23 protein-coding genes are annotated in these 24294 nt (G+C 41.3%); 22 read left to right on the top strand and 1 reads right to left on the bottom strand.

Annotated elements, in window-relative coordinates; all coding sequences use genetic code 11:
* Position 1: 1 nt before the first annotated feature.
* The 13 genes from metG (at position 2) to ACTU7M_RS00585 (ending at position 13007) form a co-directional block, all read left to right on the top strand.
* Positions 2-2017 (top strand): methionine--tRNA ligase, encoded by a 2016-nt coding sequence (gene metG / locus ACTU7M_RS00645; RefSeq protein ID WP_443472436.1) that lies wholly within the window; start codon positions 2-4, stop codon positions 2015-2017.
* An 85-nt stretch (positions 2018-2102) separates the two neighbouring features.
* On the top strand, positions 2103-2876 hold the full coding sequence (locus tag ACTU7M_RS00640; RefSeq protein WP_443472435.1) for a TatD family hydrolase: 774 nt from the start codon (positions 2103-2105) through the stop codon (positions 2874-2876).
* Positions 2873-3451 (top strand): ribonuclease M5, encoded by a 579-nt coding sequence (gene rnmV, locus ACTU7M_RS00635; protein ID WP_443472434.1) that lies wholly within the window; start codon positions 2873-2875, stop codon positions 3449-3451. The genes ACTU7M_RS00640 and rnmV overlap by 4 nt, the downstream gene beginning before the upstream one ends.
* Positions 3448-4344: a 16S rRNA (adenine(1518)-N(6)/adenine(1519)-N(6))-dimethyltransferase RsmA gene (gene rsmA / locus ACTU7M_RS00630; RefSeq protein WP_443472433.1), complete on the top strand. Its 897-nt coding sequence runs from the start codon at positions 3448-3450 to the stop codon at positions 4342-4344. The genes rnmV and rsmA overlap by 4 nt, the downstream gene beginning before the upstream one ends.
* Positions 4345-4374: 30 nt before the next feature.
* Entirely contained in the window at positions 4375-5232 is an 858-nt protein-coding gene (locus ACTU7M_RS00625; RefSeq protein WP_443472432.1) for an AAA family ATPase, read from the top strand.
* 211 nt (positions 5233-5443) lie between these two features.
* Positions 5444-5701, top strand: a complete 258-nt coding sequence (locus ACTU7M_RS00620; protein ID WP_443472431.1) for a Veg family protein — start codon at positions 5444-5446, stop codon at positions 5699-5701.
* 125 nt (positions 5702-5826) lie between these two features.
* Complete coding sequence (gene ispE / locus ACTU7M_RS00615) at positions 5827-6681, top strand: 4-(cytidine 5'-diphospho)-2-C-methyl-D-erythritol kinase (protein ID WP_443472430.1); 855 nt, start codon at positions 5827-5829, stop codon at positions 6679-6681.
* Positions 6682-6971: 290 nt separating this feature from the next.
* Positions 6972-7925: a metal ABC transporter solute-binding protein, Zn/Mn family gene (locus ACTU7M_RS00610; RefSeq protein WP_443472429.1), complete on the top strand. Its 954-nt coding sequence runs from the start codon at positions 6972-6974 to the stop codon at positions 7923-7925.
* Positions 7926-7940: 15 nt separating this feature from the next.
* Positions 7941-8648, top strand: coding sequence for a metal ABC transporter ATP-binding protein (locus ACTU7M_RS00605; protein WP_443472428.1), 708 nt, complete (start codon positions 7941-7943; stop codon positions 8646-8648).
* Positions 8594-9412 carry a metal ABC transporter permease gene (locus ACTU7M_RS00600; RefSeq protein WP_443472427.1) on the top strand — a complete coding sequence of 273 codons (819 nt, stop codon included), beginning with the start codon at positions 8594-8596 and terminating at the stop codon, positions 9410-9412. The genes ACTU7M_RS00605 and ACTU7M_RS00600 overlap by 55 nt, the downstream gene beginning before the upstream one ends.
* A 149-nt stretch (positions 9413-9561) precedes the next feature.
* Positions 9562-10374, top strand: a complete 813-nt coding sequence (gene purR / locus ACTU7M_RS00595) for a pur operon repressor (protein WP_443472426.1) — start codon at positions 9562-9564, stop codon at positions 10372-10374.
* A 182-nt stretch (positions 10375-10556) separates the two neighbouring features.
* A complete protein-coding gene (glmU, locus tag ACTU7M_RS00590; RefSeq protein ID WP_443472425.1) occupies positions 10557-11936 on the top strand; it encodes a bifunctional UDP-N-acetylglucosamine diphosphorylase/glucosamine-1-phosphate N-acetyltransferase GlmU in 1380 nt (459 codons plus the stop codon).
* Between the two features lie 87 nt (positions 11937-12023).
* Positions 12024-13007 (top strand): ribose-phosphate diphosphokinase, encoded by a 984-nt coding sequence (locus ACTU7M_RS00585; RefSeq protein ID WP_443472424.1) that lies wholly within the window; start codon positions 12024-12026, stop codon positions 13005-13007.
* Between the two features lie 276 nt (positions 13008-13283).
* Here the strand turns inward: ACTU7M_RS00585 and ACTU7M_RS00580 are convergent, their stop codons facing one another.
* Positions 13284-14255 (bottom strand): L-lactate dehydrogenase, encoded by a 972-nt coding sequence (locus ACTU7M_RS00580; protein WP_443472423.1) that lies wholly within the window; start codon positions 14253-14255, stop codon positions 13284-13286.
* 182 nt (positions 14256-14437) lie between these two features.
* On the opposite strand from ACTU7M_RS00580, the gene pth reads away from it, so the two are divergent.
* The 9 genes from pth (at position 14438) to hpt (ending at position 24223) form a co-directional block, all read left to right on the top strand.
* Positions 14438-15007, top strand: coding sequence for an aminoacyl-tRNA hydrolase (pth, locus tag ACTU7M_RS00575; protein ID WP_443472422.1), 570 nt, complete (start codon positions 14438-14440; stop codon positions 15005-15007).
* A 46-nt stretch (positions 15008-15053) separates the two neighbouring features.
* Positions 15054-18581, top strand: a complete 3528-nt coding sequence (gene mfd / locus ACTU7M_RS00570; RefSeq protein WP_443472421.1) for a transcription-repair coupling factor — start codon at positions 15054-15056, stop codon at positions 18579-18581.
* Complete coding sequence (locus ACTU7M_RS00565) at positions 18571-20181, top strand: putative polysaccharide biosynthesis protein (protein ID WP_443472420.1); 1611 nt, start codon at positions 18571-18573, stop codon at positions 20179-20181. The genes mfd and ACTU7M_RS00565 overlap by 11 nt, the downstream gene beginning before the upstream one ends.
* Positions 20162-20866, top strand: a complete 705-nt coding sequence (locus tag ACTU7M_RS00560; protein ID WP_443472419.1) for a MazG nucleotide pyrophosphohydrolase domain-containing protein — start codon at positions 20162-20164, stop codon at positions 20864-20866. Before ACTU7M_RS00565 ends, ACTU7M_RS00560 begins: the two co-directional genes overlap by 20 nt.
* Positions 20856-21125 carry an RNA-binding S4 domain-containing protein gene (locus tag ACTU7M_RS00555; RefSeq protein WP_443472418.1) on the top strand — a complete coding sequence of 90 codons (270 nt, stop codon included), beginning with the start codon at positions 20856-20858 and terminating at the stop codon, positions 21123-21125. The genes ACTU7M_RS00560 and ACTU7M_RS00555 overlap by 11 nt, the downstream gene beginning before the upstream one ends.
* Positions 21126-21224: 99 nt before the next feature.
* Positions 21225-21653 carry an FtsB family cell division protein gene (locus ACTU7M_RS00550; protein ID WP_443472417.1) on the top strand — a complete coding sequence of 143 codons (429 nt, stop codon included), beginning with the start codon at positions 21225-21227 and terminating at the stop codon, positions 21651-21653.
* Positions 21654-21726: 73 nt separating this feature from the next.
* Complete coding sequence (locus tag ACTU7M_RS00545) at positions 21727-22224, top strand: S1 domain-containing RNA-binding protein (protein ID WP_443472416.1); 498 nt, start codon at positions 21727-21729, stop codon at positions 22222-22224.
* A gap of 94 nt (positions 22225-22318) precedes the next feature.
* Complete coding sequence (gene tilS, locus ACTU7M_RS00540) at positions 22319-23665, top strand: tRNA lysidine(34) synthetase TilS (protein WP_443472415.1); 1347 nt, start codon at positions 22319-22321, stop codon at positions 23663-23665.
* A gap of 18 nt (positions 23666-23683) precedes the next feature.
* On the top strand, positions 23684-24223 hold the full coding sequence (hpt, locus tag ACTU7M_RS00535) for a hypoxanthine phosphoribosyltransferase (protein ID WP_443472414.1): 540 nt from the start codon (positions 23684-23686) through the stop codon (positions 24221-24223).
* The last annotated feature ends 71 nt before the right edge of the window (positions 24224-24294 follow it).

Genomic DNA, 24294 nt, shown 5'->3' with positions numbered 1-24294 from the left:
CGTGTTTAAAGAAAAGGAAACATTTTACATCACGACCCCGATCTATTACCCAAGTGGTCAATTGCATATCGGGAATTCATACACCACGATTGCTTGTGATGTTATGGCACGTTATAAACGACTGCAAGGGTTCGACGTTTTCTATTTAACGGGAACGGACGAACATGGACAAAAGATTGAAAAGAAAGCCGCTGAACTTGGCGTTTCACCAAAAAAATATGTTGATAAAATGGCAGAAGATATTCAATCTTTATGGAAGAAACTGGATATTTCCCATGACTACTTTGTACGTACGACGGACGAAAACCATGTTAAAGCTGTTCAAATGATGTTTGAAAAATTAGTTGAACAAGGTGACATTTATCTAGGTGAATACGAAGGTTGGTATTCTGTATCTGATGAGGAATTCTTCACGGAAACACAACTGGCTGAAGTATACAAAGATGAGAATGGTAAAGTTATCGGTGGAGTGGCTCCAAGTGGTCACGAAGTCGAACTTGTTAAAGAAGAATCTTATTTCTTCCGCATGAGTAAATACGCCGATCGTCTATTGAAATATTATGAGGATCATCCAGGATTTATTCAACCAGAATCTCGTAAAAATGAAATGATCAACAACTTCATCAAACCAGGTCTTGAAGATCTTGCTGTATCACGGACAACTTTCTCATGGGGTATTCCGGTGAAGAGTAATCCAAAACACGTTGTGTACGTGTGGATTGATGCATTGGCAAACTATATCACGGCACTGGGCTATGGGTCGGATGATGATTCGCTTTACCAAAAATATTGGCCAGCCAATGTTCATATGGTCGGTAAAGAAATCGTGCGTTTCCATACTATTTATTGGCCAATCATGTTGATGGCTTTGGATATTCCATTGCCAGACAAAATTTTTGGTCATGGTTGGTTACAAATGAAAGACGGCAAGATGTCCAAATCTAAAGGAAACGTTGTCTACCCTGAACCATTGGTGGAACGCTATGGTTTAGATGCCCTACGTTATTACTTAATGCGTGAAGTAAGTTTTGGTAGTGATGGTATCTTTACGCCGGAAGATTACATCAACCGCATTAACTTTGATTTGGCAAATGATCTGGGGAACTTGTTGAACCGGACGATTGCCATGATCAATAAATACTTCGATGGTGCAATCCCGGCATGGGCAGATCATAAGACTGCTTTTGATGCAGACTTGGAAGCAACTGCAAATGCTGTTATTGAAAAATATTCCAAAGAAATGGATAACATGCAATTCAGTGTGGCACTTGCTGAGGTATGGCGTTTGATTTCCCGTTCGAATAAATACATCGACGAAACAGAACCATGGGTATTGGCTAAAGATGAATCCCGTAAAGAAGAATTGGGTAGCGTGATGGTTCATTTGGCGGAAGTATTGCGCATTACGGCAATCTTGCTTTCTCCATTCTTGACAACATCACCAGCTAAAATCTTTGAACAATTGGGCTTGGATTTTGAAACTGATGCAGCGTGGGAGAACTTGGCATTCGGCCAGTTCCCAGCCGGCACAAACGTTGTTAAAAAAGGTACACCGATTTTCCCACGTTTGGACCAAGAAGAAGAAGTTGCGTTTTTAAAAGAACAAATCGCTGCCACTGGAACGCCTCAAGCGGAAGAAGAAGCAGCTTTTGATCCGAGTGAAACAAAACTTGTTTCTGAAAAAGAAAAACAAATTAAATATGATGATTTCGATAAAGTGGAATTAAAAGTAGCAGAAGTAATGGACTGTCAAAAAGTCGAAGGGGCTGACAAGCTATTGAAATTCCGTCTGGATGCTGGTGATGAAGGTCATCGCCAAATCCTTTCCGGTATTGCGGAATGGTATTCAGATCCATCTTATTTCATCGGTAAAAAAGTAGTCATCGTTGCGAACTTGAAAGCACGTAAGATGAAGGGTGAAGTAAGTCAAGGCATGATTTTGTCCGCTGAAAAAGATGGCAAGTTACAAGTTATTTTGGCACCGCAAGAAGCAGAAAACGGCTCAACGGTAGCATAATGAAAATGTGGGTTGGCGCTTAGGCTCCAACCCTATTTTCATGTATAATAGACCTAAATATTGTTGAGAGAGGAAGATGAAGCGCGTGTTGTTTGATACACATTGTCATTTGAATGTTGATGCTTTTGCAGATGATGTCGAAGCCGCCATTGAGCGTGCCAAAGAAGTTGGTGTGGAGCGCTTCGCTGTGGTTGGTTTTGATGCGGCCACAATCAAAAAATCACTGTCCCTTAGCGCTGCTCACCCTGAAATCTATAGTATCATTGGCTGGCATCCAACCGAGGCCGGCAGTTATACCTTGGATGTGGAAGAGGCGTTAATTCCCCTTTTGAAAAACGAGCGTGTGGTCGCGATGGGGGAAATGGGTCTGGATTACTATTGGATGGAAGATTCCAAAGAAGTCCAGGAACATGTTTTCCGTCGCCAAATTCAAATCGCCAAGGAACTCGATTTACCGATTTCGATTCATATGCGAGACGCTATTGAAGACACCTATCGTATTTTAAAAGACGAAGGTGTGTCGGAAATTGGTGGTATTATGCATAGCTACAGTGGGGACGTTTCTTACATGGAGAAGTTTTTGGACTTGGGCATGCATATCTCCCTTAGTGGGGTCGTTACTTTTAAGAAAGCGACAGAAGTCCATGAAGTCGCAAAAGCAGTTCCTTTGGATAAATTGTTGATCGAGACCGATGCCCCTTATTTGGCCCCTGTTCCTTACCGCGGTAAACGGAATGAACCAAGTTATGTGAAATACGTAGCCGAAAAAATTGCCGAATTACGTGGAATGACAACCGAAGAAATTGCGACAATCACAATGCAAAATGCAAATAAGCTTTTTAGATTGGATCAAATATGAAAATTAAAGAAATAATTGTTGTGGAAGGCAAGGACGATTCCGTACGTATCAAAATGGCTGTAGAAGCAGACACCATCGAAACCAACGGGTCGGCGCTGGATGAAGCAACCATTTTACAAGTGGAAAAGGCGCAAGCGTCACGTGGCGTTATTGTTTTGACTGACCCTGATTTTCCGGGTGGAAAGATCCGTGAAACCTTGACGCAACGGATTCCAGGAATCAAACATGCTTTTATCCGGAAACAGGATTGTCAATCGCCTGTAGGTGGAAGCTTGGGCGTTGAACACGCCTCAGTCGCAGTTATAAGGCAAGCTTTGGAAAATATCCAAACACCTTATCTGAATGCACCCACTGAAAATTTAAAACCTTTTTTCCTGGAAGCTGGATTATTGGGACAACCTCACTCCGCAATTTATCGGGAAAAGCTGGGCGATGAATTGGGGATTGGGCATACCAACGGGAAACAATTTGTCAAAAAAGTACACATGTTTCAAATAACAAAACAAGAAATCATTGCCGCTATGGAAAAAATCGGACTTCCGATTCCAACGGCACAAGGACAGGAGTTGGTTTGATGATGAATAAAGACATCGCGACACCAAGCAGAACGAAACAAATTATTAAGAAATATGGTCTGACCATGAAAAAAAGTTTGGGTCAAAACTTTCTGATTGAACCAAACATTTTAACCAAAATGTTGGCGGCCGGGGAAATTGATAAAGATACAGTTGTAATCGAAATCGGACCCGGGATTGGGGCTTTGACTGAACGCTTGGCACAGTCTGCTAAACAAGTCATCGCTTTTGAAGTGGATAGACGCTTGGAGCCGATTTTGAAAACAGAATTAGCGCCTTACGATAATGTCGAGATTATTTTCCAGGATATTCTGGAAGCGAATCTACCGGAATTATTCGCCAGCCGCTTCGAACCGACTGACAGAATTGTTGTAGCCGCAAACTTGCCTTACTACATCACGACACCTATCATCATGAACTTCATCGAGGCGAACCTGCCAGTTGATGCTTATGTCATGATGATGCAAAAAGAAGTCGCACAAAGAATGACCGCATCGCCAAATTCAAAGAATTATGGTTCATTGACCATTGCTATTGATTACTATACCGAAGCTGAAATATCATTTATCGTGCCAAAAACGGTGTTTGTACCACAACCGAATGTAGACTCTGCGGTATTGCGATTAAAACGCCGAGAAACCCCAAAAGTTGTCGTAACCAATGAAGATTTTTATTTCCGCTTGACTCGCGGTGCCTTTCAACATCGCCGTAAAACCTTGTGGAATAATTTAATGGCTATCTTTGGTAAATCTGATGAAGCCAAAGAAGCGCTCCGTGTTGGTTTGGAAGCAGTTGGTATTGAAGCCAGTCGCCGTGCTGAGACACTTTCGATTGAAGAATTCGCAGAGTTGGCCAATGAATTATTTAAATCGGATGTTTTGAAAAACGCATAGGTTAGGATTCAACTAGCCAGGAGGTCGCTTATGCTCTATCTGGATTCGTTTAATTTTCCGAATCGTGAAGCGGAATTTGATTTTTTCATTGAAATAAAGCGTACTGTTTATGATACTTTCTATCCCTTCCAGGTTTTATCAAATCAAGGCCTGGACAGAATTGACTGTGCTCCTATCACCATTCTATATGGGGGTAATGGGTCCGGGAAAACGACGGCTTTAAATGTGATTGCGGAAAAATTGGCTTTGCGTAGGCAAGCAAAATACAACCGTTCAAATTTCTATGAAGACTATTTGAAGTTTTGCACGGCAACCTATCAAACTACCGTTCCTGAACATAGCCGTATCATTACGAGTGATGATGTATTTGACTATATTTTGAATATTCGAACGGTAAATGAGGGAATCGATGAAAAACGGGAAGAAATGTTTGAAGAATATTTGAGTCTTAAACATTCCAAGTTTCAATTACGTTCACTTGATGATTATGAGCAACTCCGTCAAGTGGTCGAGGCACGTCGAAAAACGCAATCCCGTTATGTGCGTCAAGAAATGCCAGGTAACGTGCGTGAATATTCCAACGGTGAAAATGCTTTTCGTTATTTTACGAACCAGATAGAAGAAAATGGTTTGTATTTATTGGATGAGCCAGAAAACAGTTTGTCTCCCGCCAGACAATTGGAATTGATGCAGTTTATAGAGGATTCTGCCCGATTTTTTGGTTGCCAGTTCATCATCTCCACCCACTCACCATTCCTGTTGGCTTTGAAAGAAGCACGTATCTACGATTTGGATACCAATCCGGTTTCGGTAAAGAGATGGACTGAATTAGCTAATGTCCGGACATATTATGATTTTTTTCGGAAGCATCAAGACGATTTTAAATAAAAGTGAAAAGGAAAGATGCGTGTCTGGCATCTTTCCTTTTTATCTCTACCGCCATTTACGGGCCTACTAGAACGAAGTTCGATTTGAAGCATCAATTTTTTCAGAAAACATCTAAAAAATATAAAATTAGTATTGTCAAGAAATACGTCCTATGATATACTTGAAAATTTTATAATAATGTGGTACAATAATCCTCAGTGAGGTGAAGAGCATGCCAGAAAGTTTGATGGATATTAAAGAAGAACTTGACAGTCGCTTAGGTAAAAAAGTGTTGTTGACAGCTCAAGCAGGTAGAAAGCGTAAAACGGAAAGAAAAGGAATTTTACGTGAAACTTACCATTCCGTTTTTGTCGTGGATTTAGATCAAGAAGAGAATGCATTTGAACGTGTTTCATATAGTTATGCCGATGTGCTAACATCTTCCGTTGAAATTTCCTTCTACGATGAAGAAACGAGTCAATACGCATAACCACTCGCATTAGTAATTATAGAATACATAGCAAAGATCAAAATCCTTAATTGGGATTTTGATCTTTTTTTCTTTCTAAAACCCTGATTATCATGTAGTATTAATAGAAAAGGGGGAGTATTCGGATGGAATGGATTGAACGTGCGCCTGCGAAGATTAATCTGACACTAGACGTCTTGTTTAAACGTGAAGATGATTACCACGAACTGGAGATGATTATGTCGTCGGTTGATCTTGCCGATTACTTAACGTTTACTCCCCTAGTCGAGAACAAAATAGAGGTGTATACTAATAAAGCTTTTTTACCGGTTGACCGTCGCAATCATGTTTACCAAATCATCAAGTTAGTAAAAGATCGTTTCGGTATCCGCGAGGGAATGTTGGTGGAGATAGAGAAGAAAATACCAGTAGCTGCAGGGTTAGGTGGCGGCAGTACGGACGCTGCGGCGACCTTGCGGGCTTTGAACAAGATATGGAACTTGAATATGAGCACGGACGAGATGATTGAGTTGGGGATGAGAGTTGGAACGGATGTTCCTTACTCCATCATGGGTGGAACAGCCTTTGTATCTGGTAGAGGAGAAAAAGTTCAGCCTATTAAACCAATGCCTCCCTGCTGGGTAGTATTGGCGAAACCGCGCATAAGTGTTTCTACCAAGACTGTTTTTCGGGCTTTGGAAGTTGAACAACTGAATTACACACCTAAATCCCGCATCGTGGCGGAAGCAATCAATGATGGCGACTACTATAAGATGGTCAATAATCTCAGCAATACCTTGGAGGCAGTCACTTTTGAACGGCATCCCAAGCTTAAACAACTGAGTGAGCGGATGGAGCGCTATGGATTGGATGGGGTAACCATGAGTGGGAGCGGTCCCACGATTATTGGCTTCAGCCAAAATTATTCCCGGGCCAAACGGGTTTACAATAGTCTGAGAGGATTTTGCGAAGAAGTGTATATTACCCGAACTTTAAAATAAACGAGCTATGCCAAATAATGGCACGGCTCGTTTATTTTATTCACCGCAGTTGATCCTTTTAAACTGAAATGATGAAAGTAAATATATTGACAATGTATCATGAATAGGAATTCATACGTTTGGATCTTTCTTAACACTGATATTAATAGATTTTAGAAAAAATGCCGAATTTACTAAAAGCAATATATCTAAAGCAACAAATATATTGACGACTCTGCAAATCTTGTGCTAAAGTAATTTAGTCCCCAAATAGGAATCATTTCGATTTACAGAAGGAAGGAAAATTATTTATGAATCTCTTTAAGAAATTATTACCGCTACTTGCGGTATTGTTGGTTGCCTGCGGAGCACCAAATGCAGATCAAGCAACTAACGAGGATTTAAATGTTGTTACCACTTTTTATCCTATGTATGATTTTACGCAAAATGTAGTAGGGGAAAATGGAACTGTGACGGCTTTGTTAGAAGCGGGTCAAGATACACATGGCTATGAACCAACTCCAAAAGATATGGCTGCAGTTGCAGAAGCAGACGTGTTCGTTTACAGCAGTGAATACATGGAAACATGGGTGCCAGCAGTATTGGATACTTTGGTAGACAGCGATGTAACAGTTATAAACGCTTCTGAAGGCATCCCTTTTTATGAAGGAGATAGTCATGATGAAGACGAGAGTCATGACGAGGACGAAGAAGAACACTATGAAGGTGATGGTCATAACCATGCGGTTGATCCACATGTGTGGTTGGACCCTGTCTACGCTAAACAAATGGTAGAAACTATTTCTTCAGGCATCCAGGAAGTGGATGCAGAAAATGCAGCAGCATACCAAGCCAACACGGAGGAATATGTAAAAGAACTGGAAGCATTGAACCAGGAATTTCAAACTGCATTCGCGGATGCTGAGAATCGCGTTTTTGTAGTACAGCATGCAGCTTTTGGCTATTTGGCAAGACGCTATGAATTAGAAGAGGTTTCCATTTCTGCGCTGACATCCAATCAAGAAGTGAGTCCGGCAAAATTGGCGGAAATTGGAAAATACATCAATGAAAATGATATAGAAGTCATTTATTACCAAGATTCTGGCAATAATGATTTGGCTCAAACTTTGGCAAATGAAACAGGTATAGAGCTGGGTGTTTTGAGTGCAATCGAGGGTATAACAGCTGAGGACCAAGCAGCGGGTGTTGATTATTTGACGACTATGCGCGAAAATTTGGAAGCTCTAAAACTGACAATTAACTAAAAAGGAGGAAGCCTAATGGACTATATTACCGTCGAGAATCTATCATTTTCATATGATGATGAACCGGTTTTGCAGGACATAAACTTTACTGTCAAACCGGGAGAATTTGTCATCTTGACTGGAGAGAATGGGGCGGCAAAATCGACATTGTTAAAAAGTGTTCTGGGTCTCCTCACACCACAAGATGGCTCTGCCACTATTTCACCGACGAATGAACGTGGTAGCAAGTTGATGGTAGGTTATGCACCACAACAAATTTCTTCATTTAACATTGGTTTCCCAAGTAAAGTGCTTGAATTTGTTCAATCTGGACGTTACCAAAACAATCGCTGGTTTAAACGATTGGATGCGGAAGATCACGAACACGTTAAAAAAGCATTGGAATCAGTGGGAATGTGGGAATTACGCAACAAAAAAATTGGCGAGCTTTCCGGTGGACAAAAACAAAGAATCGCATTAGCGCGTATCTTTGCAACAGATCCAGATTTGTTTGTGCTGGATGAACCAACAACAGGGATGGATAAAGAATCACGGGAACGTTTCTATCGTTTGCTGCGTCACAATTCCAGGGTCCATAATAAAGCGATTTTGATGGTAACCCATGAACATGAAGATATTAAAGATTACATGGACCGTCAAATTACTTTAAGAAGAAAGGAGGATTCGCCATGGAGATGTTTTTCTATGGATTCATGCAACGGGCATTCCAAGCATCAACACTGATTGCGATTATTGCCCCAATACTTGGCTTAACCCTTATTCTACGTCGACAATCTTTATTGGCGGATACTCTATCACACGTGTCTTTGGCGGGTATTGCACTAGGATTCTTGATTGGAGTGAACCCGACACTGACGACAGTCTTGGTCGTTATTTTAGTAGCCATTGGGATTGAGTATTTACAAGATGTTTTCCGGGGATATTCGGAAATTTCTATCGCCATTTTAATGTCAACGGGTATGGCAGTTGCTTTGGTATTGATGAGTTTCGTTTCTGGCCAACAAACGAAGAGCATCGAGCAATTCTTGTTTGGATCTATTGTAACGATTGATGAACAACAAATCTGGACGCTTTTGATTTTAACGATTCTTATTGTAGCCTTGTTTGTTATTTTCAGACGTCCCCTTTATGTTTTGCTTTTCGATGAGGACACAGCTGCAACCGCAGGTTTGCCTGTACGTGGTATTTCCTTGTTCATCTCCATCATTACTGGTGTAGCAATTAGCTTGATTATGCCAATTACAGGGTCCTTACTTGTGTCGGCAATCCTGGTTCTTCCAGCGGCTATCGCAATGCGCTTGGTAACGAGTTTTAAAACGGTTATCTGGGTAGGTACAATCATTGCTTTATTAGGTATGTACGGTGGGCTTTTCGCATCCTACGAACTAGGGACACCACCGGGAGCAACCATTACGTTGATGTTTGCCACACTATTCATTATCAGTAGCGTCGTAAAATCATTTACAAAAAACCGAAGATTAAGATAAAACATAATATTGTGAACAAGTATCGTGCTTCGATGCTTGTTTTTTTAAATTAAATTTTCAAAAGCGAACAATAAGCTAAAAAAGACTTTCATTTTTAAGTAATTCTCGTTATACTATCCGTAATTAATTTTTAGGGGGATTGTCAACTGATGAAAATTAAACGTAGTGATCGTTTAGTAGATATGACACATTATTTATTAAACCACCCACATACATTGGTTTCTTTAACTTATTTTTCAAAAAAATATGAATCTGCAAAATCTTCTATTAGTGAAGACTTAACGATTGTTAAACGTGCATTTGAAGAGAATGGTTTCGGGATTGTAGAGACTTTGCCAGGAGCAGCAGGTGGTGTTAAATATATTCCTTCTGTGGGAAACAAGGATGCTCAAGCATTCATTGAAAATATTTGTCGTAAAATGGATTCAAAGGAGCGCATTTTACCAGGCGGGTATGTGTATCTTTCAGATTTATTAGGCGACCCACAAGTTTTGAACCAAGTTGGACGCATGATTGCTTCCCAGTATAAAGAAGAAAAAGTAACAGCAGTTATGACTGTGGCGACAAAAGGTGTTCCAATAGCGCAGGCTGTTGCAACGTATTTAAACGTTCCCTTTGTAATTGTGCGCCGTGATTCTAAAGTAACAGAAGGTTCGACTGTCAGTATCAACTATGTGTCTGGGTCATCTGATCGTGTTGAAAAAATGGAACTTTCAAAACGTAGCTTGCCAAGCGGTTCCCGCGTTCTGGTTGTGGATGATTTCATGAAGGGCGGCGGTACGGTAAACGGTATGCGCAGTATCATTGAAGAATTCGATTCAGAAATTGCTGGTGTGACAGTTTTTGCTGAAGCCGCTTATACAGCAAAAGAAACCGAAAACTACACGTCACTCATTCGCGTGAACGAAGTGGATATGCGTAATCGCACCATGTCAGTGGGATTAGGCAGTTATTTTGACTAAAAAATGGAGACTGGGGCAGGTTGCTCAGTCTTTTTTTGAATTTCCCTTGTAAGTGTAGGGATGAATATGAGAAAATAAGGAAAAATACGTATCTAAGCCCTTACAATAGTTGCGGGATTATTGAATTTCGGGTACGATTATTTTTGTGTGATTTCATAAGAGAGCGAAGGAGAAACTAAAAAATGGCTAATCGTTTTGCAGTAGTTCTTGCTGCCGGTCAAGGCACAAGAATGAAAAGTAAGTTGTACAAAGTTCTGCACAAAGTTTGCGGTAAAGCAATGGTTGAGCATGTCATTGATCAAGTGGAAGAAGCTGGTTTTGATCACGTTGTGACAATTGTGGGTCATGGCGCGGAAGCTGTCAAAGAAGTCATCGGGGATCGTTCTGAATATGTTCTGCAAGAGGAACAATTAGGGACAGGTCATGCGGTACTTCAAGCGCAAGAAGCGTTAGGTGGAAAAGCTGGTACAACCCTTGTTATTTGTGGCGATACACCTTTGTTGACGAGTGAAACACTTGCGGCTTTAGTGAAACATCATGAAACTGAATCTGCAAAGGCAACCATTTTGACTGCTCATGCGGAAAATCCATTTGGTTATGGACGTATTATTCGCAACGCTGAAAATCTAGTTGAAAAAATTGTTGAGCAAAAAGATGCTTCTGAAACAGAAGCAGCAGTACAGGAAATCAATACCGGAACTTATGTTTTTGACAACAAGGCTTTATTCGAAGTGTTGGCTTTGGTTAAAAATGATAATTCCCAAGGTGAGTACTATTTACCGGATGTTATTGAAATTTTGAAAAACCAGGGTGAAATTGTCACAGCTTATCAAATGGCTGATATGGCCGAAGCTTTGGGAGTTAACGACCGTGTTGCTTTAGCGGAAGCAAGCACAACTATGAAGAAACGTATCAATGAAATGCATATGCGTAATGGTGTAACGATGTTGGATCCAGAAAACACATACATCGAATCAACAGTAGTTATCGGATCGGATACAATTGTTGAGCCAGGTGTTGTCCTAAAGGGCATGACCCGAATTGGTGAAGATTGCTTCATCGGGGCAAACTCTGAAATCCGCGATGCCATCATTGGCAACCGCGTACGCGTTACAAGTTCAAATATTGAAGAATCAACAATGGCAGACGATAGCAACATTGGTCCTTACAGCCATTTACGTCCCAATAGTACGGTAGGCGAAAAAGTTCATATCGGAAACTTTGTTGAAATTAAAAATTCCAACCTTGGTAAAGATACGAAAGTAGGTCATTTAACATATGTTGGTGATGCTGATTTAGGCGAAAACATCAATGTAGGTTGCGGGACTATTTTCGTAAACTACGACGGCAAGAACAAACATCGTGCTACAGTGGGTGACAATAGTTTCATCGGTTGTAATGTAAATTTGATTGCGCCAGTTAACGTAGGGAAAAATGCTTTCTTGGCTGCTGGATCTACCATTACAAAAGATGTGCCAGAGGAAGCAATGGGGATTGCACGTTGCCGTCAAGAAAATAAAGATGGCTATTGGGATAAATTACCACCATCAAAAAATAAGTAATTCTTTTATTGAAATAAATGAATAAATGCCTAAAATATTAGGTGAGAGTATGTACGTAAAAAAAACAGATTGGTGAGTGGAAAAAATATGACTACAGAACACTACAAAGACCCGAAATTGAAAATTTTTTCTCTAAGTTCCAACCGTCCATTGGCAGAAAAAATTGCAGCGGAAGTTGGCGTAGAACTTGGAATTGTGTCTTCTACACAATTCAGTGATGGCGAAATCAAAATCAATATCGATGAAAGTATCCGTGGAGCTCATGTATACGTCATCCAATCAACAAGTTTCCCAGTAAACGACCATTTGATGGAATTGTTGATTATGATTGATGCTTTGAAACGTGCGAGTGCTAAAACAATCAATGTGGTTATTCCTTACTATGGATATGCACGTCAAGATCGTAAAGCACAATCACGTGAACCTATCACAGCTAAATTGGTTGCAAACATGATTACAGATGCAGGTGCTGACCGCGTGTTGGCTCTTGATTTGCATGCACCGCAAATCCAAGGTTTCTTCGATATTCCAGTTGACCACTTGTTGGGTGCGCCATTATTGGCAAACTACTTCTTGGATAATGAAATGCTTCAAAATGACATCGTTGTTGTTTCACCAGACCACGGTGGGGTAACACGTGCACGTAAATTGGCTGAATTTATCCATGCACCGATTGCTATTATCGACAAACGTCGTCCAAAAGCAAACGTGGCAGAAGTTATGAACATCATCGGTGATGTAAAAGGCAAGAAAGCAATTCTGATTGACGATATGATCGATACAGCCGGAACAATTACTCTAGCAGCTCAAGCATTACAAGATGCTGGCGCAACTGCAGTTTTTGCTTGCTGTACACATGCAGTTCTTTCAGGACCAGCAATCGAACGTCTGGAAAATTCTGTTATCCAAGAAGTAATCGTAACAGATTCCATTCAGTTACCAGAAGAAAAAAATAGTAAAAAAATCGTTCAAGTATCTGTATCCCAACTGATTGCTGAAGCAATCAAACGGATCCACGAAAACCGTTCTGTAAGTCCATTGTTCCAAGAAAAATTCACATTGATTGATTAATTAATTCGATTAAAAGAGGTTGAGCATTTAGCGCTCAACCTCTTTTTTTGAGTAAAAACAAATGAATGTGAATTAATTAAACCATTTGCCCACTAAATTTAGAGTGAAATGGTTTAATAATGAACAATTAAACCATTTGAAGTAGAAAATTGTAATGAAATGGTTTAATTCTGCTCAATTAAACCATTTAAAGAAAATAATGAGATTCAAATGGTTTAATTCCAAGAGCTCAAAAAGAACGGCCCAGGAAACTGGGCCGTTCATATCTGATTACTCTTACGCATCCAAATTCGCAAATGAATCTTCGATTACTTTTCTCAAAGTATCAGCTGATAGTTGCATGTTGACTTGTTCGACTTCATTCAATGGAATTTCGATAACCCCACGGACGCCTTCACGGTTAATGATAGCCGGTACACCAATGAAAACATCTTTTTGTTTATATTCTCCCGCTAAATGAACGGATAGCGGTAAAATCGCATTTTCATCATTGAAGATAGCTTTCGTAATGCGAACCAGTGAGGCAGCAATACCATAGTAAGTTGCGCCTTTTTTCTCAATGATACGGTAAGCAGCATCGCGAACCGTATAAAAGGCGTCAATTAATGCTTCTTCATCAACAGCTGTGCCATTTTGTTTGATCCATTCATACATTTGCAAACCACCCACATTTGCGTGTGACCAAACTGGAAATTCAGTGTCGCCGTGTTCACCTAAAATATAGGCATGAACGTTACGCGCATCCACGTTCACCAATTTTGCAATTTCTTGACGGAAACGTGCGCTATCCAACGATGTTCCAGAACCAATGACTTGATTCGTAGGCAAACCAGAGAACTTCCAGGTTGCATAGGTTAGAATATCAACCGGATTCGTTGCTACCAAGAAGATACCATTGAAACCACTTGCCATAACTTGGTCAACGATACTCTTGAAGATTTTTAAGTTTTTGTTGATAAGGTCCAAACGGGTTTCACCAGGTTTTTGAGCAGCACCAGCTGTCAATACAACCAAATCGGCATCCCCACAATCATCGTAAGTAGCTGCATAAATTTTCTTTGGACTTGTATATGCCAACGCATCGGACAAATCGATTGCGTCTCCTTCGGTTTTAGCGGTGTTCATGTCAATGATTCCTAATTCGCGGCCAACATTTTGCGTCACAAGCGCAAAGGCGTAGCTTGATCCAACAGCACCATCACCGATTAAAATGATTTTTTGACCAAACTTTCTTTCTTCTCTTGACATAACATTCCCTCCATTAAACAATTTCTTGAATACTATCTTTATTATAGCATTTATTTCATTCGGACGGACAGCTATGACCATTGTTTTTCCTTTTTGCTTTCAGACCAGATATGATATACTATATTGATGACTGGACGACTTGCGTCCAGCTTTTTCCACTTTCTAGAGAAAAGGTGAAAGAGATGAAAATGATCATTGGATTAGGAAATCCAGGACCGAAGTATAGCGACACCAAACATAATATTGGGTTCATTGCCCTTGATGAATGGGCGCACCAAAATAAAGCAGCCTTTAATAAATCAAAATTCGATGCTTTCTATGCCGAAGAACGCATCAATGGAGAGAAAGTACTCTTTGTAAAACCGATGACGTATATGAATGATTCCGGCCGTGCCGTCAGACCTTTGATGGATTATTACGGCGTAGAAATAGAAGACATAGTAGTGGTATATGATGATATGGATATGCCACCAGGGCGGATCCGTCTTCGTCAAAAAGGGAGTGCCGGTGGCCATAACGGAATCAAAAGTTTGATTCAACACCTCGGCACCCAAGACTTTAACCGCATCCGCATTGGGGTTGGGAGACCGGCACCAAATATGACCGTGGTGCAGCACGTATTGAGCCCCTTTCCAAAAGAAGTGCATGAAGATATGTTGTTCGCAGTTAAAGATAGCGTAACGGCAATCGACGATTTCATCCAAAATGATGACTTTTTAAATACGATGAATAAATTTAATCGCAAGAAATAGGTTCAGCCCTGGCTGAGCCTATTTACGCACTATTAAGGAGTACGATATGAGAGATATAGAAAATTATCTGCAGCAGTCACCGGCCATCAAAAAGATAATTGAACAAATTAGTTATGATGGCAATCAATTGGTAACGGGTATCAGCAGTTCATCACGTAACTTGTTGACATCCATTATTTACCGTAATATCAAAAATCCAATTGTCGTTTGGGCGCCCAATTTATTACAGGCGACCCAAATCTATGAGGATTTAACCCAAATTGCAGAAGATTTACCAGTCTTCCTTTTCCCAGTTGAAGAATCCCTGGCCGTTGAACTCGCTTTTTCATCGCCGGAATTCCGTAGCCAACGGGTGGAGGCCATGCATTTCCTGACAACCGGCCAAAAGGGGATTGTGATTATCCCAACGGCAGGGTTCAAGAAATTATTGTCACCGGTTTCCGTCTGGAAAGACCATAACTTGACGTTCAAAATTGGTGATGAACTGGAGTATGACAAGTTGCCTGAAAAATTGGTGGCGATGGGCTATGAACGCGAATCGATGGTTGCTTCACCAGGAGAATTCAGTATTCGTGGTGATATCATCGACATTTACGCCTTGAATGAAGAACAGCCGGTTCGAATTGAGTTATTTGATGCAGAAGTGGATCGCATGGCCTTTTTCGAGCCTTCTACTCAGAAATCATTCGAGAACCCGATTGATGAAGTACTTATTCTGCCAGCGCAAGATTCAGTGTTTCCAGTAGCAACCATCACGAAGCGCAGTCTGGAAATCGAGAAGAATATCAAAAAAGCCATTAAATCTGTGAAAGACGAAAGCGTCCGGGACCGACTATCCACGCATTTTACCGATATGGTGGAGAAACTGGAGCTTGGTGATTTACCGGAAAACCCACGTATGTATACATCCCTCCTTTATCAAGAAGAAACAACCATTATGGATTATATTCCTGAAAATGCTTTGTTGATTATGGATGAGTATGGGCGTACTTTGGAATCAGATAAGAATCAAGATATGGAAGCAGCCGATTGGCAAGCCGCTAAACAATATGAAGGAACCATTCTACCCAAACAAAAAATGACAGTAGAAGTACGTGAAGTCGTTAAGAAGAGTAACCACAACAAAATATTTTATTCTTTGTTTCAAAAGGGACTGGGTAATATTCGTTTTACGGATATTCATAACTTGCAGTACCGCGGGATTGTTCAATTCTTTAGTCAAATGAATATGGTTAAAATCGAAATGGAACGTTGGTTGCGGCAGGACATGACAATTTTCACGATTGTTCCCGATCAGGAACGCGCGGAAAAAGTACACCAGACTTTTGCCGATTTCCAAATCGATAGCGTCATTAAAGGACATGATGCCGTTACACCGGGACATGTGAATATCGTTGTCGGTGCCATGGCAAGCGGATTTGAAATGCCGATGGAAAAAGTGGTCTTTATTACAGAAAAAGAATTGTTCAATAAAACAAAGAAAAAACAACCGCGTCGTCAAAAAATGACCAATGCGGAACGTTTGAAGAGTTATACCGAATTATCGCCGGGCGACTACGTCGTACACGTTAACCATGGTATTGGGAAATATACTGGGATGGAAACCATTGTTGTGGATGGGGCCCATCAGGATTACATCTCTATCGTCTACCAGGACGGTGCGAAATTATTCATCCCGGTTACGCAACTGCACTTGGTACAGAAATATGTTTCATCAGAATCCAAAACACCTAAAATCAATAAATTAGGTGGAACAGAGTGGGCGAAGACCAAGAATAAAGTTGCTTCCAAAGTAGAAGATATCGCAGATGAACTGATTGAATTGTATGCGAAACGTGAATCTGAAAAAGGTTATGCTTATCCGCCTGATACCCCGGATCAAATCGATTTTGAAAACCGCTTCCCTTTCACGGAAACCGAAGACCAACTGCGTAGTACGCAGGAGATCAAGGCCGACATGGAAAAAGCGAAACCGATGGATCGTCTCTTGGTTGGTGATGTGGGCTATGGAAAAACAGAAGTAGCGATGCGGGCAATTTTTAAAGCCGTGATCGAAGGCAAACAAGCGGCTTTTCTGGTGCCAACAACCATTCTGGCACAGCAGCACTATGAATCGCTGATGCAGCGGTTCGATGAGTTGCCATTCGAAATTGGCTTGTTGAGTCGTTTCCGAACAAAGAAACAGCAAGAAGAAACCATTAATGGCCTGCGTAAAGGTAGCGTGGATATAGTGGTCGGAACGCACCGTATGTTATCAAAAGACGTGCAGTTTTTGGATTTGGGGCTCTTGGTTGTCGATGAAGAGCAGCGGTTCGGTGTGAAGCACAAAGAGTCATTGAAGAAATTAAAAGCTTCCGTCGATGTGTTGACCTTGACGGCTACACCAATTCCCAGGACTTTGCATATGTCAATGCTGGGTGTCCGCGATTTATCCGTTATCGAAACGCCACCGGCTAACCGTTATCCGGTTCAAACCTACGTCATGGAACAAAATACGGGTGCCATCAAGGATGGCATCGAACGGGAAATGGCACGTGGTGGGCAAACATTCTATGTTTATAACCGGGTTGAAACCATCGAACGTAAAGCGGATGAAATTCGCATGTTGGTCCCGGATGCCCGGGTAGGCATCGCACATGGCCAAATGACTGAAGTCCAATTGGAAAATATCATGATGGATTTCGTGGAAGGTAACTATGATGTCCTTGTGACAACAACGATTATTGAAACGGGTGTAGACATCCCTAATGCCAATACCCTCTTCATCGAGAATTCCGATTACATGGGTCTGTCCCAATTGTATCAATTAAGAGGACGGGTGGGGCGTACGAATCGGATTGCCTATGCGTACTTCATGTATCAACCGAACAAAACCTTGAGTGAAGTGAGTGAAAAGCGTCTGAAAGCCGTCAAAGATTTTACGGAACTCGGTTCTGGGTTCAAAATTGCCATGCGTGACTTGGCAATTCGTGGGGCTGGAAATTTATTGGGGGCCCAACAACACGGCTTCATCGACTCAGTCGGTTTCGATTTGTACTCTGAAATGCTGAGCGAAGCAGTTGAACGTAAACGCGGGGTTGGAACAAAACGGAAACGAATCACTGTCGAGATAGATTTGGGAGTGGATGCTTACATTCCAAACACCTATGTATCAGATGAAAAACAAAAAATTGATTTATATAAACGTATCCAGCAAATTTCCGGTGAAGATAATTACTTCGATATTCTCGATGACTTCCGGGATCGGTTCGGGGAACCACCTGTTGAAGTCACGCAGCTTGCACAAGTGGGTCTGATTAAACATTTTGCCGAACTTGCACAAGTGGAGTCCATTAAGCGTCAAGATGAAGCAGTTGTGGTGACGATGAATGATGCAGCGACAGAACGTCTGCAAGGAGCAGCTATTTTTGAAGCATTGAGCAGTATGCCGTTACGTGCGCAAGTGAACATGAAAAAAGGCAAGTTGGCCATCTCATTGCAAATCCGGAAGTTGGAACCGCAAGCATGGATGGATTACGTTAAATTGTTCCTGGAAGCATGTGAAGACAAAAAGGTAGCTGCCGATGAAAAATGAACAACTTAAAACAATGATGAATGGGGCAGTGCTCCTTTCGATTGCCTCTTTGATTGCCAAGGTATTAAGTGCGGTTTATCGCGTGCCTTTTCAAAACATGGTGGGAAATACGGGACTATACGTGTATCAACAGATCTATCCGATTTATGGAATCGGCATGACGTTTGCCTTGTCCGGTTTCCCGGTTTTCTTTTCAAAAACGATTGCCCAGGCTGGCTCCGAAGAGGAGCACCGCCGTCTTATCCGAAACAGTGTGCTGATCCTTACGCTTTTTTCCTTGGTTTTGTTTGCGGGCATTTACGGATTTGCTGGAACAATCGCACAAGCGATGGGAGATGCAGCCTTGATGCCGATCATTAGGGCAGTATCCTGGATGTTCCTCTTCATGCCTGTTTTGGCGACGTTACGGGGTTATTTTCAAGGTACTTACCGGATGCAACCCACCGCTGTTTCACAAGTAGCGGAACAACTGATTCGGGTAGGAATCATTCTCTTGGCGGCGTGGCTATTTACAAAAAACGGCAATAATATGTACGCAATGGGTGCCCAAGCTATGAGTGGCGCAACATGGGGTGCCGTGATGGCGACAGGGATACTGCTGGTTTATTTAAGAAAAAAAGCTGTTCCGCTTTCCCCTTCTTCAAAAGAATTAACACCTTTATCGTTTAAAGAATTGGCGTATCGTTATGCGACGGAAGGAATCACAATCTGTCTGTTGACCTCAATGCTGGTTTTGTTTCAGTTGGTTGATTCCTTTACGCTTTATAAAGGGTTGGTAGAAAACGGGATAGCCGCCGATGCGGCCAAATCCTTGAAAGGTATTTATGACCGCGGCCAGCCATTAGTTCAGTTGGGAATGGTAGTGGGGGCCGGCTTTTCAGCGGGATTCATTCCTCTGATGAGTCGTTCGCACGCCATGGGCCAAATGGAATCTTTTCATCGTGCCGCTAAATCACTCATACGGATGACAGCTGCTTTTTCATTTGCGGCTGTGGCGGGATTGTTGGCTATTTTGCCGGAAGTGAACCAAATGTTGTTTGGCGATAGTAGTGGGAACACCGTTCTATCGGTCTATATTATTGCGATTGCGGTGGCTTCAATCATGATGGCATACCACTCCATTTTTCAAAGTTTTAACCAATATGCTTTAACATTGGTAGCATTGGCCCTTGGTTTAAGCGTTAAATTTATTGCCAATACCATCTTCGTCCCTTGGTGGGATACACTTGGAGCAAGTGTGGCTACAATAGCGGGCTTATTGGCGATGGTGATATTCATGAACGTGCAATTGCCTTTGCCATTAAGAAACGTTTGGAAAAGAGATCGTTTCCTGGTGAAATTAATGGGGGGTGCCGGCATTTTATACATTGGCGCGACGGTTACCAAGCATCTTTTGTGGCTATTGTTGGAACCAGGCAGGACAAATGCAACGGTAGTGGCTTTGGTGACAGTTGGAGTAGGCGTTATATTATTTTTTATTTACATTGTCCGTTTCCAACTTTTTACAACCCGAGAATGGTTGTCCATTCCTTATGGTAAGAAATTAATGAAAAAATTAGTAAATAAAAGGGGTACTTCAGATGGGAAAGATAAAAATTGATGACTTGATTGACGCGTTTCAGATTAATCCCTCAGAAGGACTTCAAGTGATTAGCGGGGAGGAGCTTGATGCAGACCGGCTTGACTTGGGAAGCCACCTCGTGATTATGCACATAAAAGGCGAATTCACGGCCAGTGAAGTGAAGCTTAAGTTGATGGAAAAGTATCCAGACGAGCATAACGTGACCGTTACATCCGGGAATAATGCTACTATTAAGCATATGTCCCTATTTGAAATGGACCAAATGGAAAAGATGGCGTCTGAATTTTATCTCTATGTCCACCCTTTGGAGTTGGATGCAAGAACGAGAAGCTTTGCAACGACCCAATATTATATGGATGCGATTCAAGATGGCGATATGTGGGTACAAGAACAAACCCATGAGAGTTTGATGCCGTACTTGCGGGAAGAAAGCGAAGAAGTAGCAGAAGCAATCGCGAATAAGGATGTCGAAAACCTCATAGAAGAATTAGGGGACGTTTTGCTCCAGGTCATATACCATGCCGGGCATGCTGAGCAAGAAGGCTATTTTAACCTGGAAGATATACTGGAAACACTCAACCTTAAGCTTCGCCGTCGCCATCCCCATGTTTTCGACGGTTATCCAGTCGAAACGATTGAAGATATCGATGCCATGTGGCAAAAAATCAAGAAGCAAGAAAAGGAGAATAACAATGAGACTTGATAAATTTTTGAAAGTATCCCGTATCATTAAACGTCGTACGGTTGCAAAAGAAGTGAGTGATAAAGGTCGTATTTCCATTAACGGTCGTCAAGCGAAATCAAGTACAGACGTAAAAGTCGGTGATGAAATGACGATTCAATTCGGAAATAAAACACTGGTCGTCAGCATTGATAAAATCGTCGACACCACTAAAAAAGATGAAGCACAAGAGATGTATACCATCATCAGTGAGACTGCAGTCAAACCTGAAGAAGATTGAATAGGAACATTATAAAAAAATTGCGAAATGAAGCGTGACTTTCTCCCAGTTTTCTTCTATACTTAAAACAGTATACGGTCAGCTTGGAGGGATCATACCATGCTAGGAAACAGGAAAAAGAATGAACCGATACAACAAAACATTACGCAAATTTATAATGACTATACGCTTGAAAAAAGTTTAGAGAAACAACAGACAACCTTACAATCCAAAAAAGCCAGAAGAAGAAAAACTGGTTTGGCCATTTTTGCAGCGGGATTATTACTACCATTGGGCTATAACTTGATGGGTAATATTGAACATATTCGCGAAGTGGAAGATCAAATTGCAGTTGCTAAAAAAGAAAAAAAAGCATTGGAAAAAGAAAACCAAAGCTTGAATGTCCAGGTGGGGCTGTTGCAGGATGATGAATACGTTGCTAAATTAGCACGTAGTCGCTATTATTTCAGTAAAGACAATGAAATCATCTTTAGTTTGCCTGAAGACAACCAAAGCAAGGCAGCAAGCCAAGTTGAAGGCGAAAACTGATTTCGCAACTACTATTTAAAGAAGTAACATGCTATAATAAGCATACAAAAATCTAAGGAGGAACACTTTTTTTATGTCAATTGAGGTTGGTACGATTGTAGCAGGGAAAGTAACTGGTATTACAAATTTTGGAGCATTCATCGATTTAGGAGATAGAAAGACAGGACTTGTCCATATCAGTGAAATTTCCGATAGCTACATAAAGGATATTAATGATGTCCTAAGTGTTGGAGATGAAGTAAACGTTAAAGTGTTAACTATTGCACCAGATGGAAAGATTGGATTATCAATTCGCAAGGCGCAAGAAAATACAGAAGAAGGTTCTCAACCACAACGTGAACACAAACCAGCTCCACGCAGCACGTCATCTTATAACAAACCAAGAGAAGACCGTCCTTCATACAATAAAGGAAGAGACTACCGTGATCGTGCACCACAGGCCAAAGAACCTAAAAAAGAAGGCTTTGATTCTTTAATGAGCGCCTTTTTGAAAGAGAGCGACGATCGCTTGACTTCATTGAAACGCAACACTGAAGGTAAACGTGGCGGACGTGGCGGTAGACGTAACTAATTAAGTCTATAACAAGAGGATGAACGAGGGTGAAAGCCTATTTGTTCCGCCTCTTTTTTCTTTTTCAGCAACTGACGAAAGGAAGGTGGGCAGGATGACTCTTACGCAAGTACTTCGAACAGCCAATGCTTTCCATGGTTATTGGCAAGCAGGGGACCAAGTATTGTTGGCTGTTTCCGGTGGTGTGGATTCAATGGCCTTGCTGCATGCCATGCAACAGTTACCATTTAATGAAAGACCGGAAATGACCGTGCTCCATATCCACCATCACTTGCGGACGGAAGCGGAAAAAGATTATCAACTGGTGCACAATTATTGTGAAGAACACCATTTGAAACTTGAAGTCAAACACTGGACTGAGCATCCCGAAAGTAACATCGAAGCAGCAGCGCGGGCATTCCGTTATGAGTTTTTCAAAGAACAAATGGCAACCACAAACAGCAAACTCCTTTTAACCGCACATCATGCGGACGACCAGATGGAAACCATTTTGATGCGACTGGCAAGAGGAAGTACCTTACCGGGCTATGCGGGCATTCAAAGAATTCGTTCTTTTGCGACTGGTCATTTGGTAAGACCTTTACTTGCCTTTGAGAAAAAGGAACTGTATGCGTACTGTGCGGAACATGCGGTTCCATTCCGGGAGGATGAGAGCAATTTCAGCTCGGACTATACCCGCAACCGCTTCCGTAATACCATCGTCCCTTTGTTGAAGCAGGAGAATGAACAGGCTGCGCGCCACTTTGGTGAATTTTCGGATGAATTATCGGATTTACTGAGCGTTGCAACACCAGTTATAAAAGAAGCATCTAAACAACTTTTTCAGAAAAACGGAAAGGATTGGGTGTTATCCATCCAGGCATTCCTTGAGCAACCACCAGCAATGCAGCGCTTGGTTCTCAGTTATTTTTTGACCAATGTGTGGGAAGCGACGACACAACGGCAACATACCCAGCAACTCCTGGATTTGATGGTGGCAGGAAAACCACAAGCGGAAATCGCACTTATTGGTGGTACTGTTCAGAGACGCTATGATTTAATCACTTTTAAATTGACTGAAACGGCTAAATTAAACAAATTACAATTTAATCAAGAATTGGAACTAAATAAATGGTTAGAATTACCATTTAATGGTAAAATAGGTTTGTTTTTATCTTCTACATATGCGTCGGAAAATGGAACCATCGCACGACTAAAAGCAGAAGAAGTGGTACTTCCCTTGATCGTTCGAAATTGGCAGCATGGGGACGCCATTCAACTAAACAAAAAACAGCCTTTTACAAAAAAAATAGCCAGAATTTTCATCGATAACAAAATTCCGAACGAAGATAGGGACCAAGCGTGGGTAGTAACTGATTATAGCGGTAAGATTTTACTCGTACCCGGTTACGCCACCTCAATTTGGCTCCATGAAATCGGCGATTACGACTTAAAAAAATAAATATAAACGAGGTGCGACATGATACATCCAGATATTAAAGAAGTATTATACACAGAAGAAGAAATTGCCAAGGTAACGAAAGAATTAGGGAAGACTTTAACAGAGGAATACAAAGATAAGTACCCTTTGGTTATTGGTATTTTAAAAGGTGCCGTCATGTTCATGACTGATTTGTCCCGTGCGATGGAATGCGATTTGGAATTGGACTTTATGGACGTTACCAGCTACGGTGCAGAAATGGAATCCAGTGGTGATGTTAAAATCATCAAGGATTTGGATACTTCCGTTGAAGGCCGCGATGTTTTGATCGTGGAAGACATTATCGATACTGGCCGTACATTGAGTTATTTAATTGATATTTTCCGTTATCGTAAAGCAAAATCCATTAAAATCGTAACGCTTTTGGACAAGAAAGAGCGCCGTGCTGTTGATTTAGAAGCGGATTGGGTAGGGATTCATGTGCCAAATGAGTTTGTAGTTGGCTACGGTTTGGATTATATCGAAAGATTCAGAAACCTTCCTTATGTAGGTGTATTAAAAGAAGAAGTTTACAAGTAAAATCGATAGTTAAAATAGGTCAGTTATGATATGATGACCTAGATACATTTATAAAGAAATTGAATGATTAC

The organism is Jeotgalibaca sp. A122, assembly GCF_052266715.1.
Lineage (GTDB): Bacteria > Bacillota > Bacilli > Lactobacillales > Aerococcaceae > Jeotgalibaca.
Note: the sequence above shows the minus strand (reverse complement) of the source record. Positions and strands in the feature narration are given on the sequence as shown.